Raw genomic sequence first — 15,061 nt, forward strand, 5'->3', positions numbered from 1 at the left:
GGTGATCGTTGTCATTGAAGCGTCAAAAATACAGTTCCTCCCCTTGTATTGACTATGTCGATCTCATCGTTATAGCGATAAAGGGGGAGAACCATTCTTTGTCGCTGTAACAACAGTGTTCGAAACTAGATACTATACGCTAGCGCTACCTAGACCGCTTCGCTCCTATAAGAGCAAAAAGCGAGGTCTCAGGGTTCAGGGTTCAGGAAGAGCAAAAAGAAACCGAACTCAGCTCTTGCTCTTCCTGAAACCTGCAAGCGAAGCGCCCTGAAACCTAGAATTTACTACACCAACCATACTCGCTGTTATCGTTTCTAATTAGCGCAGCGTATAGTCTCTAGCCCTCTTCAAATTAGCAACCACAGAGAACTCCCATGAAAAGTACCTTCGCCAGAACACTTTTACTTCTCGCTTCACTCCTAATCGCCAGTCAGGTATTTTCTTACCTTGCCGTATTCAACTATGCACTCTTACCTAGTTTGCAGCAATTCAACCGCATTTTAGCTTATGAAGTTCGTTTAATGTTGGCGGAAGATGTCACACTTGAAGATGGTAAAAATGTACAGCTAGGTCAGCCTTTACGTCGTCAGTTATTAGAACAACTAGGCGTAAGCATTCATGATGAACATGATCCTGAAATGAGAGAGTATTATCAGGCGAGCCCAGTTACATTTTTAAGTGAAGAGATGACCCAGGAGTTAGACTCACCAACAGAAGTGCGTTTGATACTAGGGGCGGATAGCTATGTTCTCTGGATGAAAACAGAAGCGATGGCTGATTTTTATATGCGAATACCGCTTTCCGAGTTACAAGAAGAAGACTTTGCACCGTTATTCAGAAACAGCCTATTTATCGCCTTATTAGTGATATTGGGTGGATGGGCATTTATTAAAATTCAAAATCGGCCATTAATGGCTCTGCAAACCGCCGCACGTAAAGTTGGTAAAGGAGAGATCCCAGAACCATTACCAGAAAAGGGTGCATCAGAAATTCAAGCGGTAACTCGTGCTTTTAACCAAATGTCAAAAGGGATCCAGCAGCTAGAGCAAGACAGAGCATTATTAATGGCTGGGGTGAGCCATGATATTCGTACTCCATTAACACGCATTCGTTTAGCAACCGAAATGATGTCACCTCAAGATGATTACTTAGCTGAAAGTATGATTAAAGACACAGAGGAGTGTAATGAAATCATCGGTCAGTTTATGGATTATCTTAAGCCAGTAGCAAGACAAGATTTTATTGATGTCGATATCAACACTATCGTTAATGAAGTGATTTTGGCTGAAGGGGGCTATGAGCGTGAGATTAAAACCAATCTAGTTGAGATACCTAAATCTCTTCACGGTAATGCGATAGCCATTAAACGAGTAGTGACTAACTTGGTAGTTAATGCGATTCGTTATGGTGGTGATTGGATTTCAGTGTCTACTCGTGTCTCTGCTGATCACAAAACAGCATGGATTATTATTGAAGATAATGGCTCGGGTATTGATGAATCCCAATTAGAATCGGTATTTGAACCATTTACTCGCGGTGATACGGCGCGAGGCAGCGAAGGAACCGGCTTAGGTTTGGCGATTGTTAAGCGAATTGTTGGTCAACACCAAGGTGCGGTAAGTTTGTCGAACCGTCGTGAAGGTGGCTTGAAAGTTCAGGTAGAGTTGCCGCTGGGGTAGAGCAGTGGCGAGGAAGAGCAAAAGCAAGTTCAGGTTTCAGGAAAAGAACTAGAGGCTATACGCTGCGCTAACTAGACCGCTTCGCTCCTATAAGAGCAAAAGCGAGGGTTCAGGTCTCAGGTTTCAGGAAACTCAAAAGCGAGTACACCTGAAACCTGCAAGCGCAGCGTCCTGAAACCTAAAACTCATCACATCAGCCATACTCGCTTTTATAGTTTATAGTTAGCGCAGCGTATAGCCTCTAGTTATTTCTCCTCAAACATAAAAAAGGCCGCAGACGATCATCATCTGCGGCCTTTCTGTTTTTTCTTAAGGACGAAGTCCGCCCTTAAGCGAAGTGTCCTTTAGCAACTTGTTGCATCCTGCTTTTCCTTCTCTTCCTTTAGCACTTCATTACTTGGAAGAATAATATTCAGAAGAATCGCCGTCACACCACCAGCGGTTACACCTGATGAGAAAATATTCTTAATCATCTCAGGCATGAACTGAAGGATCTCAGGCTTTTGAGCTAAACCAAGCCCCATAGAGAAAGACATTGCCATGATTAGGATTGCACGACGGTCTAGCTCAACACGAGAGATAATACGCACACCCGCAGCGGCAATCGTACCGAACATCACAATCGTTGCGCCACCAAGTACCGGTTCAGGAATGATTTGCACCATGCTTGCAACACCAGGGAATAGTCCAAGAATAACCAACATACCAGCAATAAAATAACCAACGTAACGGCTTGCAACGCCCGTTAATAAAATCACGCCGTTGTTTTGGCTGAAGGTTGAGTTAGGAAAACTGTTAAACACGGCAGCAATGGCAGAGTTAAGGCCATCAGCTAATACGCCACCTTTAATACGTTTGATGTATACCGGTCCTTTTACTGGCTGGCCTGATACTTCAGACGTTGCGGTAATATCGCCAATCGCTTCTAGTGCGGTAATTAAGAAGATCAGAACCAGAGGGATAAACAGAGACCAATCAAAGCCTAAGCCATATTGCATTGGAATAGGCAGCGCGATAAGTTCAGCATCGTGAGCCATATTGGTATTAAGCATACCCATTGCCCATGCAGCTAAAGTACCAACAGCCATCGCAATTACGATAGAGGCCATACGTAGGTAAGGGTTAGTTGCACGATTTAATACCACAATAATAAGTAAAACAGTGCCAGCAAGAGCCAATTTATCAAGGCTACCAAATGTACCTTCACCCATTGCAGAGTAACCGCCCCCCATAGAAACTAGGCCGACTTGAATAAGTGTTAAACCAATTAATGTCACAACGATACCAGACACTAATGGCGTTATAATTTTTTGTGCGTACTCAAGAACACGAGAAAGGAAAATTTCAGCAGTCGAAGCCACTAAGATAGTGCCGAAAATCGCAGCCATCATGGTCGGAACATCAGCACCACCCGCTTTAAGCGCCAGACCTGCACCAATGATTGGGCCTAAGAAGTTGAAGCTCGTACCTTGAACAGAAAGAAGACCAGAGCCAATTGGGCCAAAGGTTTTAATTTGAATAAAAGAAGAAATACCAGAAGCGAACAGAGACATACTAATGATGGTATTGGTTTCTGCAGCTGGAACACCAAGCGTCTGACAGATGATCAGAGATGGGGTAATAATCGCGACAAACATCGCCAATAAATGCTGAAGTGCAGCAAATAAAGTGTGCGGTAGCGGTGGACGCTCATCTAATTGATAAATCAGTTCAGATGGTTTTGTGGTGTTGTTTTTAACGGTCATGGCCGATATTCCTAATAGTATAACGTTGTCTTCAAAGCTCGCTGAATGGGAGTTTGAAGTGAGTAGGCGTCAATCTGTGATTGCTGTTAATCAGAACCTATCTCTATTGGGGTTGGTTGATTAAAATGAGTGGTTAATCAATTGGGACGGTATTCTATAGATAATTAAACGAAAAGCAATCGTTTGCTAAAATTTTTAAGAGCAGGGTGAAAGAAGAGGCGAGAATCGAGGAAGAGCAAAAAACGAGGATTCAGGTCTCAGGTTTCAGGAAGGGCAAGAGCAGGGTTCAAGGAGATCGTTGTGATATCTATAATCACAATGCAGTTCCTCTCCTTGTTCGAGAATGTTACTTGGCAGTAATTGTTAATATAAAAGACAGCATAACCAACCCCCCTCTGACTCCCCCTTGTGTTCACTATATCGATCTCATGGTTATAGCGATAAAGGGGGAGAACCATTCTTTGTCGTTGTACTAACAGCGTTTGAAACTAGAAGCTATACGCTGCGCTAACTAGATCGCTTCGCTTCTATAAGAGCAAAACGAGGGTTCAGGACTCAGGTTTCAGGAAGATCAAAAGCGAGCACCCCTGAATCCTGCAAGCAAAGCGTCCTGAAACCTAAAATATCACCACATCAGTCATACAGGCTTCTATCGTCTCTAGTTAGCGCAGCGTCTAGTCCCTAACTCCGCCCTGTTCGACAAATCGTATAAACATCAATTCTCTCAACCCCCGCTTTTCTCAACTGAACACACAAAAGATCAATCGTCGCTCCTGTTGTTACCACATCATCAACAATAGCGACATGCTTTTCAGTAATCGGTTTAGCCACTTTAAACGCACCAAGTAGGTTGGTTTGTCGAAACGATCTTGAGAGTCCTTGTTGAGGCCGAGTTGCCTTAATGCGCTTTAATATCTTGTTGTCACAGCGAGAAGTCATGTCGTTTACATTAAACTGTTGTGCAAGAGTCCAACCAAGATGGTCACTTTGGTTATATGAACGCCACCAAAAACGCTTCCAATGGAGAGGAACAGGAAGAATAAGCGGAGCGGGGTCCGAGATCTGTTTACTCAGCAATACTCCTAAATCTTGAGCTAACCAAAAATGTTGAGCATATTTAAGACGACCAACGTACTCACGTAAAGGCTCCGTATAATCACTAACACAAAACAAGCGGTCCCACTGTGGTGGATGGGTTAAGCACTCACCGCACACCTTTGTTTCATGTTCGGTTTGCAAGCCACATTGTCGACAACGCCGAACCTTAGGAATTAAGGCAATACACTTTTGACACCAAATCGTTTCTGAAGCAGGCATAGCTAAACGGCAATAGTCGCAATGGCTCGTACCTAATTTTTGCATTGACCTTCGCAGTAACCTGATGAACACTTAGCCCTCCTTATTTTTGAACACGAATAGGCAGTGTAGATGACAAGCTCTCTTTATTGGCAAACGGAAGGCGAAGGTTCCGATCTGGTTCTCATTCACGGATGGGGAATGAACGGAGCAGTGTGGCAACCTACGGTAGAGAAACTGCGCTCGCAATATCGAGTTCACTCCGTAGATTTATCAGGTTATGGACACAGTACCGAGCTTGGCAGTGCTGATTTTGATGAGATGGTGGCACAAGTATTAGATCAAGCACCAGCAAAAGCCGCGTGGCTTGGGTGGTCTCTTGGTGGTTTAATCGCAACCCAAGCGGCGTTAACGGCACCCGATCGAGTAAGTCAATTAATTACCGTAGCAAGCTCACCACGATTCTCTGCTGGAAAAGGATGGAGAGGAATTAAACCTGTGGTGTTATCTCAGTTTACAGAGCAGCTTAAAGATGACTTTACCCTAACGGTTGAGCGCTTTATGGCATTGCAAGCAATGGGAAGTCCAAACGCTAAACAAGACATAAAACAGGTAAAACGTGCGGTGTTTTCAAGACCATCACCAAATCAAGCGGCTTTAGCTACAGGTTTGGCGATTTTGGCCGATATAGATCTAAGAGAGTGTCTATCTCAATTAACGATGCCAGTATGTCGAATGTACGGCCGTTTAGATGGTTTAGTGCCCATTAAAGTTGCTCAAGATATGGATACCTTGCTCCCTCATTCAAGTAAGGTGGTATTTGAGCAAGCCTCACACGCGCCATTTATTTCGCACAGTGATGAGTTTATCGCTGAGCTGCGCTATTTTTTACAGCAACAATAGCGGTTTTGTCTTAGTTTATTACGCCTAGTTTTTCGATAAGGAAACGTTTTATGAACTTTTCAACTAACAGTATTAGCGTGCCGCTTATTGCACCTTCTGTTAACTTGCCAACAGAACAAGTAGCACGTGAAAATCGTGTTAAAAAGCCTGTTGTGGCAACGACAAAGATGAGTGAGACGACGTCTGAAAAAGCGATTAAAGGCGACGATAAACAACATAAACGGGATGCGTGGGAACCGTCAGAACACCCTGGTTATGATGTACTTGAAGAGAAAACAGAAAAAAAACCTCACATTGGCACTTTGTATGATGTAGACGATGATCTAGCAAAACTCGCTCGATTGTTGTCGTTAGATACGTATGCGCAAGGTGAGGGCACGGGGTACACCATGCGTTTCAATTTACCTAAAGAGCTACTAGAGAAACTGGCTGAGATGGGAAGAATGGTGCGCAGACGCAGTGTGATCAGTTTTCATTATGATAAAGCGGTAGTGCCGAATAACCCGTCGGATATATTGGCAGTGCTTTGAGGCTAGAGACTATACGCTGCGCTAACTAGATCGCTACGCTTCTATAAAAGCAAAAGCGAGGTTTCAGGTCTCCGGCTTCAGGAAGTTCAAAAGCGAGTATACCTGAAACCTGCAAGCGTAGCGTCCTGAAACCTAAGTTATCACCACGCCAGCTATACACGATCTTATAGTCTCTAGTCAGCGAAGCGTATAGTTGCTAGCTTCGCTTTCCATATTGCTACTTCTTCGCCTTCGCAAACGCCGCTGCAAATGCACCACCCATTGCTGCATTACCAACATCATTGCTTTGACGCTGTTGTCTTGTAGAAGAGGACGGTCTTGGTGAATGAGAACGTTCATTACGTTGCTGTGGTTTATTTGATTGACGCTGAGGGCGGTTATCTTCCCCAGGCTGATCATTCAAGCGCATAGAAAGGGCGATACGCTTACGTTGCACATCGATTTCCATCACCTTCACTTTCACGATATCACCCGCTTTAACCACTTCACGCGGATCAGAAACAAAGGTATCGCTCAGAGCAGAGATATGAACCAAACCATCTTGGTGAACACCGATATCAACAAAGGCACCAAAGTTCGCCACGTTAGACACCACACCTTCTAGAACCATGCCTAGCTCAAGATCCGACACCGTATTTACGCCATCAGCAAAGGTTGCTGTTTTGAACTCAGGACGAGGATCTCGGCCCGGCTTATCAAGCTCAGAAATAATGTCCGTTACCGTTGGTAAACCAAAATCCGCACTAATGTAATCGTTAGCAGCTACCGAGCGTAAGAACTCAGTGTTGCCAATAATCGCATCAATCGCTTTACCGTTTTTCTCAGCAATGGATTTCACAACAGGGTAAGCTTCAGGGTGAACGGCTGAGGCATCCAGTGGGTTTTTACCGTTCATTACACGTAAGAAACCAGCACATTGTTCAAACGCTTTAGGCCCTAAACGAGCTACTTTTTTCAGTGTGGTACGGTTTTCAAAGCGACCATTTTCATCGCGGTAATCTACGATGTTTTGCGCGATTGTCGTCGATAAACCAGCAACTCGCGTTAATAATGCAGAAGAAGCGGTATTTACATCGACACCTACGGCGTTTACACAGTCTTCAATTACCGCATCTAACTTTTTCGCTAATTGGCTTTGGCTAACATCGTGTTGATATTGGCCAACACCAATCGCTTTCGGGTCAATTTTTACGAGCTCTGCCAGTGGATCTTGCAAGCGACGAGCGATAGAGACTGCGCCACGGATCGATACATCTAAATCTGGGAACTCTTTTGCTGCCAATTCAGAAGCCGAATACACCGATGCCCCCGCTTCACTTACGATGATTTTTGCCGTTGATAGACCAGCGTCTTTAAGCAGATTACCAACAAACGCATCGGTTTCGCGTGAAGCCGTACCATTACCAATTGCAATCAAATCCACGTTGTGTTTTTTAATTAATGTTTCAATTGTGTGTGCAGACTTCGCAATTTGGTTGTGAGGTTGGTTAGGGTAGATAGTATCTGTTGCTAATACCTTACCTGTTGCATCTACAACGGCGACTTTGGTACCAGTACGTAAACCCGGATCTAAACCTAATGTTGTTTTAAGGCCAGCAGGTGCAGCCATTAATAAGTCTTTAAGGTTAGTGGCAAAAACATCGATCGCTTCGTTTTCAGAACGCTCTTTTAATGCGCCCATTAACTCGGTTTCCATGTGCATTAAAATCTTAATGCGCCATGCCCAGCTGATCACTTGCTTACGCCACAAATCTGCAGGTTGAGAACCTAGGGTAATGCCATAATGATTAGCGATGATGATTTCACAGTAAGAACCACGAACGCCTTCTTCTTGATTCGGATCTGCGTTAATTGAAAGCTGTAAGAAGCCTTCGTTACGACCACGAAGCATCGCAAGCGCACGGTGAGAAGGGACACGGGTTAGCTTCTCATTATGCTCAAAGTAATCTTTAAACTTCTCACCAGCGTGCTCTTGGCCATCGACCATTTTAGAGCTTAATTCCGCATTTGTGGTTAAGTAGTTACGTACTTTTTCAAGTAAGTTAGCGTCTTCAGCAATACGCTCCATCAAGATGGCACGAGCACCATCCAATACGGATTTGGTATCAGCAAATCCGTTATCGGCATCAAGGTACGATTGAGCAGCATCTTCTGGGGTATTTTCAGGTTGTGTCCACAGTAAGTCTGCTAGTGGTTCAATACCGGCTTCAATCGCGATTTGGCCTTTCGTGCGACGCTTGCGTTTGAAAGGTAAATAGAGATCTTCAAGGCGTGTTTTACTGTCGGCATCTAAAATCTCACGCTCTAATTCAGGCGTCAGTTTGTCTTGTTCTTTGATCGATTTTAAAATTGACTGACGACGATCATCTAATTCACGTAGGTAAGTTAAACGCGTATCAAGGGTACGAAGTTGAGTATCGTCCAAACCTTCAGTTACTTCTTTACGGTAACGCGCAATAAATGGGATGGTGCTGCCTTCGTCAATCAATTGAACGGCTGCTGCAACTTGTTGAGGGCGAACGTTAAGTTCTTTAGCAATTATATTTATTATCATTTTGATTCTTTTTTAATTAAAAATTATTGGATAGAAGCAAAGAGCAGGGTTCAGATCGGTCGCAAGCTCCCTTGCAGGGTTCAGAGGAGGTCGTGGTAGTTCAAGCGATCACAATACAGTTCCTCCCCTTGTTCATAAATGCTGATTGGTAGCAAATGTCTATCTAAGGGGAGGCTAGGAGGGGTTGCTAGTGATAATGTTTAGTTTATCTTAATCACTAGAGTATGGTGTCACCAACCCCCTCTAACTCCCCCTTATATTAACAATGCCACTTTCATAACCTTAGAGATAAAGGGGGGAGAACCTTCTTTGGTCGCTGTAATTTCAACGATCACTATTTCGCTCTTCCTGAATCCTTAAGGACGAAGTCCGCCCTTAAGCGAAGCGCCCTTCAGCAACTTGTTGCGTCCTGCTCCTAGTACCTAATCGAATTCACAAACCACTCTTTATCCCCTTCAGGCGTCTTCACAATCGCTTCTTCATCGACTTCCTTTTTGATCAGCGCACGCGCCATAGGGGAATCAATCGAGATGTAATCGTGACGGCCAAAAATTTCATCTGGGCCGACAATGCGAAAAGAGAGGGTATCGCCTTGTTCGTTTTCAATTTCAACGAACGCACCGAAAAAGATTTTGCCATCTTGTTGAGGGGAATAATCGACCACTTTTACTTGGTCTAAACGCTTACGCAAATAGCGCACACGGCGGTCTATTTCACGCAGGCGTTTTTTGTTGTATTGATAATCCGCGTTTTCACTGCGATCACCTAAACTCGCCGCCCAAGTCACCTTTTTAGTGACTTCTGGGCGCTCTTCCTTCCATAGAAACGTGAGTTCATCTTGTAGCTTATTGAATCCCTCACGGGTAATTAAATTGGTTTTCATCTATCTTCCTTGAAAGGCATGCATATTTGCTGCTAATCGTAGCGAATGCCTTTCTTAATGCTTGGATCTTCCATGGTTTTAAAACGCTTATGTAGCCACATCCATTGTGGAATACAGCGTAAAATGACACGTTCTATTGCTTGGTTCATTACTGTTGCGACGCCAACGGGATCTTTCTTCGGAAACTGCTCACTAATGTCATTATCAATTTGTAGGTGATAATTATTGTAAGTCCTAAATCCAGAAGCCGTAACGACAGCACATTTACTTGCGCTGATCAAAATGTCAGAGCCGACGGTGGTACAAGCATCAGGTACTGCAAAGAAAGGCACAAATACGGAGTTTTTACGGTTGTAATCGTGATCAGGCAAATACCATAAACGCTCGCCTTTTCGTAATATACGCAGCATGCCTTTTACGTCTTTTCTGTCCACCATATGATGACCAAAGCGAGTACGGCCCCAATATTGAATGAAATCATACGCAGGGTTAGTATGCGGACGATAAACACCATAACCCGGTGCAAATAGAGAGAAGGCACGTGCAGTTAACTCAAGGTTTAATGCGTGTACACAGACAACAAGTACGCCTCGTCCTTGTGCTTCAAGATCAAGCATATGTTGTTTATTCTCAAAACTAAAATGCTTTTCAATACGCCAATTTGGCCAGACCCATGCGATTGCCGTTTCAAAAATGGCTAATCCTGAGTTTTTAAAATTCTCAATAACAATGGCTTCACGCTCTGACGATGCCATTTCTGGGAAAGCGAGTTCTAAATTTCGGCGTGCCACATGAGTTCGGGATTTACCTAACTTTAAACCTAATAATCCAATCGCTCGACCAAGTTTATTGGTTGCCTTGTAAGGAAGAAGAGTAACAGTAGCGAACAATAAACCAAACCCAAACCAAACACCCCAATATTTAGGGTGAAGCAGGGCGGTAGAAAATTGCGGAGCTGGGTACTTTGACATCGTAAACCTATTTAAATCAAGCTATCGGATTTGAGCACTAAGCAGCGCCCAATATTCATTAAAATTAGCGGTCGGTTGGTATTTAAAATCAGAGCGCACAAAGCGACAGAAACTGCCTTCCACTTGCCCAACAAGCTGTGCTGCCAAAATGGCTTCATCAACAGGAAACGCTTTACCTTCACGTAGCATACGCTCACGAAGGGTCTGCTTAAACTGCAGTTCAATACGTTCAAATAACTGACTGATACGCTCACGAAGGCGCTCATTTTCAAACATCAACGCGTGACCCGTCATAATACGAGTTAACCCCGGATTACGCTCTGCAAAGGCCAGCAGCAGTTTTAATAATAGTTCAATGCGTTTTAAGGTATCTTTTTCATCTTCAATAATTCGATTAATACGAGAAAATAAAGACTCTTCAATAAACTCAATCAAGCCTTCAAACATTTTTGCTTTGCTTGGAAAGTGGCGATATAACGCTGCTTCAGAGACACCCACTTGTTTGGCAAGTTTCGCGGTAGTAATGCGTGAAGCACCTTCGTTAGATTCCAGCATTTCTGCTAGCGCTTGTAATATTTCATCACGACGATTTGTTTTTTTTGTTGTCGTCATTGTGGTTCCTTTGTCTTTTTTATTTGATGGTTCTGAAACTAGAAACTAGAAACTAGAAACTAGAAACTAGACCGCTTCGCTCCTATAAGAGCAAAACAGGTTTCAGTTTTCAGGGGCACTGGCTCTTGCTTCTATAGTTTCTAGTTAGCGTAGCGTATAGTTTCTAGTGCTTTTCTTGAACCCTGAAACCTAAGTGTCCTGAATTCTGCTTTTATAGTCTCTCAACTATCTCCAACATAATCGTCTTACCCAACTCTGACTTCGAGCTCAACGGTAAAGCTTTATCGCCACCTTTCCAATATAGATGGAGGGCATTGTCATTACTATTAAAGCCTTGTCCTTGAATTGAGACATCGTTCGCGCAGATCATATCTAGATTTTTACGCTCTAATTTACCACGAGCATGCTTCTCTACATCTTGTGTTTCTGCTGCAAAGCCAACCGTAAATGGGCGTTGCTCAATCATAGCAGCCACAGAAGCCACGATATCAGGATTTTTCACCATGGAGAGAGTCATGCCATCTTCATCGGCAGTTTTCTTCATTTTTTGCGTCGCCATTTGACGTGGTCTGAAATCAGCCACTGCAGCACAGGCAACAAAAATAGAGTGAGACGCCGCATTATTCATTACCGCTGTATGCATTTGCTCGGCACTTTCAATATTAATGCGCTTCACGTTATCGGGTGTCGCAAGGTTCACAGGGCCGCTTACTAACGTCACATCGGCACCTAATTGCGCAGCAGCTTGTGCAATCGCAAACCCCATTTTTCCTGAGCTGTGGTTTGAAATATAGCGAACCGGGTCAAGCGCTTCACGAGTCGGCCCTGCAGTAATTAACAGAGAGTGGCCATAAAGCGGCTTATCTTCATCCTTTTGAAAGAAGTCTTCACATAAATGAACTAACTCCATCGGCTCAAGCATCCGACCCATACCCACATCACCACACGCTTGTTGGCCCGCTGCCGGTCCCCAAATACGCATACCACGACGAGTTAATGTCGCAATGTTCTCTTGTGTGGCGATATTAGCGTACATTTGTTGGTTCATCGCAGGAGACACCGCAATCGGAGAATTGGTCGCTAATACTAATGTGCTTAATAAATCATTACCCATTCCCGCCGCCATGCGAGCGATTAAATCTGCCGTAGCTGGAGCAAGTAATACGATGTCAGCCCATTTAGCTAACTCAATGTGTCCCATTGATGCTTCAGCCGCAGGGTCCAATAAACTGTCGGCGACTGGGTGGCCAGAGACCGCTTGCATGGTTAATGGGGTAATAAACTCTTTAGCCGCCGTTGTCATGACAACACGTACTTCTGCGCCTCGCTCAATAAGCCGACGAGTTAGCTCGGCACATTTATACGCTGCAATGCCGCCGCTGATACCAAGAAGAATGCGTTTTCCTGAAAGAGATGCCATGACACTAATAACCTTAATAAGAGATTCATCGTAATGCGCTAACCATAGCATAATTTTTTTTCAGAGTGATGCACTTCAATCTCTTCAAGTAAGTAAATGAGCAAAAACATAATTGCAATCAAGCTTTGAACCAAGTCGAAGGGCGCTCAATCAAAAGGGCAGTCATTATTTATTGTGCGTAGGCTGTATAAATAGTATTCACCCAACGAGTTATTTATGTCTTTAATGAATCTACCAGAGGAATCTCGCCCAAGAGAGAAATTACTCGCTCTAGGGCCAAAGTCATTAACCGATGCTGAGCTACTGGCGATTTTTCTTCGCACCGGCATTCGGGGGATGAATGCAATCGAGTTGGCAGATAAACTATTAAAAGAGTTTGGGTCGTTAAGAAGGCTACTCAGTTCCAATGAAGGGGAGTTTTGCAGCCATAAAGGGTTGGGCACGGCAAAGTTTGCTCAACTGCAAGCCGTTGTGGAGATGACGGAGCGCTATTTATTTGAAACTATGGAAAAAGAAGACGCACTCACCAGCCCTGAACATACAAAACGTTATCTCACGAAAATGTTAAGAGACAGACACAGAGAAGCGTTTTATGTTTTGTTCTTAGATAATCAACATCGAGTGCTAAAAGGGGAGGTGTTATTTGAAGGAACAATCGACGCGGCAGCGGTATATCCGAGAGAAGTTGTAAAAAGATCGATAGATTATAATGCAGCCGCCATCATTTTAGCGCATAATCACCCTTCCGGCGTCGCCGAGCCAAGTCAAGCCGACAGAAGAATTACAAAACGTATTTCAGATGCGGTAGAATTGGTAGATATCCGAGTCCTTGATCATTTTGTGATCGGTGATGGAGAAATAGTCTCTTTTGCCGAAAGGGGCTGGATTTGAGTGTTTTTTTTACCGATTGAATAAAAAAAACACAAAAAACAGTAAAAAGGATCCCTTTGGGTCTTGAGCAATGCGCATTCAGTTAGTATAATGCGCGACCTTTGATAGCCTTGAATTAGTTATTTCATTTGAAATATCTAGTGGTTTTTTGCCACCAAGGTGATATCGAGCTGAAACGATTTGGAGAAGACAGCAATGTCCCGAGTATGCCAAGTAACTGGTAAGCGTCCTGCAGTTGGTAACAACCGCTCACACGCAAAAAATGCCACCAAGCGTCGTTTTCTGCCGAACCTACAAACTCATCGTTTCTGGGTAGAAAGCGAAAAACGCTTCGTTAAACTTCGTCTTACCGCTAAAGGTATGCGTATCATTGATAAGAAAGGTATTGATACCGTTCTTGCAGATATGCGTGCTCGTGGCGAGAACGTTTAAGAGGAATCTGAAAAATGGCTAAAGGCGCACGTGAGAAAATCAAGTTAGTATCAACTGCTAACACTGGTCACTTCTACACAACAGATAAGAACAAACGTAACATGCCTGGCAAAATGGAGATCAAAAAATTTGATCCTGTTGTACGTCAGCACGTTCTTTACAAAGAAGCTAAAATCAAGTAATTCGATTACTGATTGCAACTTTGATAATATTGAAAACCCAGCCTTGTTGCTGGGTTTTTTTTTGCGCGGAAGAGCAGTAAAAGCAGGGTTCAGGACGCTTCGCTTGCAGGTTTCAGGAGTGCTTGCTTCTAGCTCCTCCCCTTTATCGGCATAGTTACTTGGCTGATAAAGTAAATATAAGGGGCTGGGAGGTGTTGCTAGTAAAGAACTAGCAACTATACGCAGTACTAACTAGATACTATAAAAGCGAGTATGGTAGGTGTTTTGAGTTCTAGGTTTCAGGGCGCTGCGCTTGCAGGTTTCAGGTATGCTCGCTTTTGCCTTTCCTGAAACCTGAGACCTGAATCCTTCGCTTTTTGCTTTTATAGGAGCGAAGCGATCTAGTTAGCGAAGCGTATAGCCTCTAGTTTCAAATATAATACGCTAAAATTACAACGATCACCTCTGAACCCTGAAGGGAGCTTGCGAACGATCTGAACTCTGCTTTTAAAAAAGGATTTAAAATGAAAAGACCATCACGCCGCAAATACAACAACATGTTGATCATCTTTGTATTACTCTTTATTGGCATACTACAAGCCCCTCAGCTAATCAAAACCTACTTACTTGAACCAGAACAACAAGTAGAAACGATAACAGGCGTACAGCCTTTATTTGAAGGTGTTAACGCCATCCAAAAAATGCACTTTGCAGATTATGATCTTGCTTCCGATACGTCAAAAACAGATAGTCAATTGATTGAACGTTGGTTTACTCTTGAAGGCACCGTACTAAATGAAGAATCATTGAAAGTACTCAAAACCAAATTACCTGCACCAAGCACAGTAGAAGTATGGCTAGAAAATCAAGAAGAACCACAGCGTGTAACCATTTACCAAGCCCCGAATTTCTGGATGATGCAGAACTGGCAGGGGGAATGGATTGCTGTTAGTGCGGAAGAAGGGTATTTGTTTAGATAGAAGA

General features: G+C 43.6%; 14 protein-coding genes. 7 read left to right on the forward strand and 7 right to left on the reverse strand.

Features of this window, described 5'->3' with window-relative positions; all coding sequences use genetic code 11:
- Positions 1–374: 374 nt before the first annotated feature.
- Complete coding sequence (envZ, locus tag F8B77_RS15045) at positions 375–1,679, forward strand: two-component system sensor histidine kinase EnvZ (RefSeq protein WP_151656262.1); 1,305 nt, start codon at positions 375–377, stop codon at positions 1,677–1,679.
- Between the two features lie 344 nt (positions 1,680–2,023).
- Here envZ and F8B77_RS15050 read toward each other — a convergent pair whose 3' ends face one another.
- Entirely contained in the window at positions 2,024–3,424 is a 1,401-nt protein-coding gene (locus F8B77_RS15050) for a uracil-xanthine permease family protein (protein WP_151656264.1), read from the reverse strand.
- 681 nt (positions 3,425–4,105) lie between these two features.
- Positions 4,106–4,813, reverse strand: coding sequence for a ComF family protein (locus F8B77_RS15055; protein ID WP_244298269.1), 708 nt, complete (start codon positions 4,811–4,813; stop codon positions 4,106–4,108).
- 39 nt (positions 4,814–4,852) lie between these two features.
- Here F8B77_RS15055 and bioH point away from each other — a divergent pair, with 39 nt between their 5' ends.
- Together bioH and F8B77_RS15065 are read left to right on the forward strand one after the other, a co-directional pair.
- On the forward strand, positions 4,853–5,623 hold the full coding sequence (gene bioH / locus F8B77_RS15060) for a pimeloyl-ACP methyl ester esterase BioH (protein WP_151656267.1): 771 nt from the start codon (positions 4,853–4,855) through the stop codon (positions 5,621–5,623).
- 50 nt (positions 5,624–5,673) lie between these two features.
- Complete coding sequence (locus F8B77_RS15065; RefSeq protein WP_151656269.1) at positions 5,674–6,153, forward strand: ATP-dependent Lon protease; 480 nt, start codon at positions 5,674–5,676, stop codon at positions 6,151–6,153.
- 217 nt (positions 6,154–6,370) lie between these two features.
- Here the strand turns inward: F8B77_RS15065 and F8B77_RS15070 are convergent, their stop codons facing one another.
- The 5 genes from F8B77_RS15070 to coaBC form a co-directional block, all read right to left on the reverse strand.
- On the reverse strand, positions 6,371–8,707 hold the full coding sequence (locus tag F8B77_RS15070) for a Tex family protein (protein WP_151656271.1): 2,337 nt from the start codon (positions 8,705–8,707) through the stop codon (positions 6,371–6,373).
- Between the two features lie 415 nt (positions 8,708–9,122).
- Positions 9,123–9,590: a transcription elongation factor GreB gene (greB, locus tag F8B77_RS15075; RefSeq protein WP_105056706.1), complete on the reverse strand. Its 468-nt coding sequence runs from the start codon at positions 9,588–9,590 to the stop codon at positions 9,123–9,125.
- A 32-nt stretch (positions 9,591–9,622) separates the two neighbouring features.
- On the reverse strand, positions 9,623–10,561 hold the full coding sequence (locus tag F8B77_RS15080; RefSeq protein ID WP_151656273.1) for a Kdo(2)-lipid IV(A) acyltransferase: 939 nt from the start codon (positions 10,559–10,561) through the stop codon (positions 9,623–9,625).
- Positions 10,562–10,582: 21 nt separating this feature from the next.
- Entirely contained in the window at positions 10,583–11,173 is a 591-nt protein-coding gene (slmA, locus tag F8B77_RS15085; RefSeq protein ID WP_151656275.1) for a nucleoid occlusion factor SlmA, read from the reverse strand.
- Positions 11,174–11,384: 211 nt separating this feature from the next.
- Complete coding sequence (coaBC, locus tag F8B77_RS15090; protein WP_151656277.1) at positions 11,385–12,593, reverse strand: bifunctional phosphopantothenoylcysteine decarboxylase/phosphopantothenate--cysteine ligase CoaBC; 1,209 nt, start codon at positions 12,591–12,593, stop codon at positions 11,385–11,387.
- Positions 12,594–12,809: 216 nt separating this feature from the next.
- On the opposite strand from coaBC, the gene radC reads away from it, so the two are divergent.
- From radC to F8B77_RS15110, 4 genes are all read left to right on the forward strand, one after another.
- Positions 12,810–13,484: a RadC family protein gene (gene radC, locus F8B77_RS15095; RefSeq protein WP_130045068.1), complete on the forward strand. Its 675-nt coding sequence runs from the start codon at positions 12,810–12,812 to the stop codon at positions 13,482–13,484.
- Between the two features lie 195 nt (positions 13,485–13,679).
- The gene (gene rpmB / locus F8B77_RS15100; protein ID WP_130045066.1) at positions 13,680–13,916 is read left to right on the forward strand and encodes a 50S ribosomal protein L28; all 237 of its coding nucleotides are present in this window, start codon (positions 13,680–13,682) and stop codon (positions 13,914–13,916) included.
- 14 nt (positions 13,917–13,930) lie between these two features.
- Complete coding sequence (gene rpmG, locus F8B77_RS15105) at positions 13,931–14,098, forward strand: 50S ribosomal protein L33 (RefSeq protein ID WP_012549068.1); 168 nt, start codon at positions 13,931–13,933, stop codon at positions 14,096–14,098.
- 503 nt (positions 14,099–14,601) lie between these two features.
- On the forward strand, positions 14,602–15,057 hold the full coding sequence (locus tag F8B77_RS15110; protein ID WP_151656279.1) for a hypothetical protein: 456 nt from the start codon (positions 14,602–14,604) through the stop codon (positions 15,055–15,057).
- The last annotated feature ends 4 nt before the right edge of the window (positions 15,058–15,061 follow it).

This window comes from Aliivibrio finisterrensis (assembly GCF_008933155.1).
Classification (GTDB): domain Bacteria; phylum Pseudomonadota; class Gammaproteobacteria; order Enterobacterales; family Vibrionaceae; genus Aliivibrio; species Aliivibrio finisterrensis.

Bases quoted from the DNA above. Each gene is read 5' to 3' on its own strand.
- envZ (WP_151656262.1), top strand. From the start codon at position 375: ATGAAAAGTACCTTCGCCAGAACACTTTTACTTCTCGCTTCACTCCTA.
- greB (WP_105056706.1), bottom strand. From the start codon at position 9,590: ATGAAAACCAATTTAATTACCCGTGAGGGATTCAATAAGCTACAAGAT.
- F8B77_RS15080 (WP_151656273.1), bottom strand. From the start codon at position 10,561: ATGTCAAAGTACCCAGCTCCGCAATTTTCTACCGCCCTGCTTCACCCT.
- F8B77_RS15070 (WP_151656271.1), bottom strand. From the start codon at position 8,707: ATGATAATAAATATAATTGCTAAAGAACTTAACGTTCGCCCTCAACAA.
- rpmG (WP_012549068.1), top strand. From the start codon at position 13,931: ATGGCTAAAGGCGCACGTGAGAAAATCAAGTTAGTATCAACTGCTAAC.
- rpmB (WP_130045066.1), top strand. From the start codon at position 13,680: ATGTCCCGAGTATGCCAAGTAACTGGTAAGCGTCCTGCAGTTGGTAAC.
- F8B77_RS15110 (WP_151656279.1), top strand. From the start codon at position 14,602: ATGAAAAGACCATCACGCCGCAAATACAACAACATGTTGATCATCTTT.
- bioH (WP_151656267.1), top strand. From the start codon at position 4,853: ATGACAAGCTCTCTTTATTGGCAAACGGAAGGCGAAGGTTCCGATCTG.
- coaBC (WP_151656277.1), bottom strand. From the start codon at position 12,593: ATGGCATCTCTTTCAGGAAAACGCATTCTTCTTGGTATCAGCGGCGGC.
- F8B77_RS15065 (WP_151656269.1), top strand. From the start codon at position 5,674: ATGAACTTTTCAACTAACAGTATTAGCGTGCCGCTTATTGCACCTTCT.
- slmA (WP_151656275.1), bottom strand. From the start codon at position 11,173: ATGACGACAACAAAAAAAACAAATCGTCGTGATGAAATATTACAAGCG.
- radC (WP_130045068.1), top strand. From the start codon at position 12,810: ATGTCTTTAATGAATCTACCAGAGGAATCTCGCCCAAGAGAGAAATTA.
- F8B77_RS15050 (WP_151656264.1), bottom strand. From the start codon at position 3,424: ATGACCGTTAAAAACAACACCACAAAACCATCTGAACTGATTTATCAA.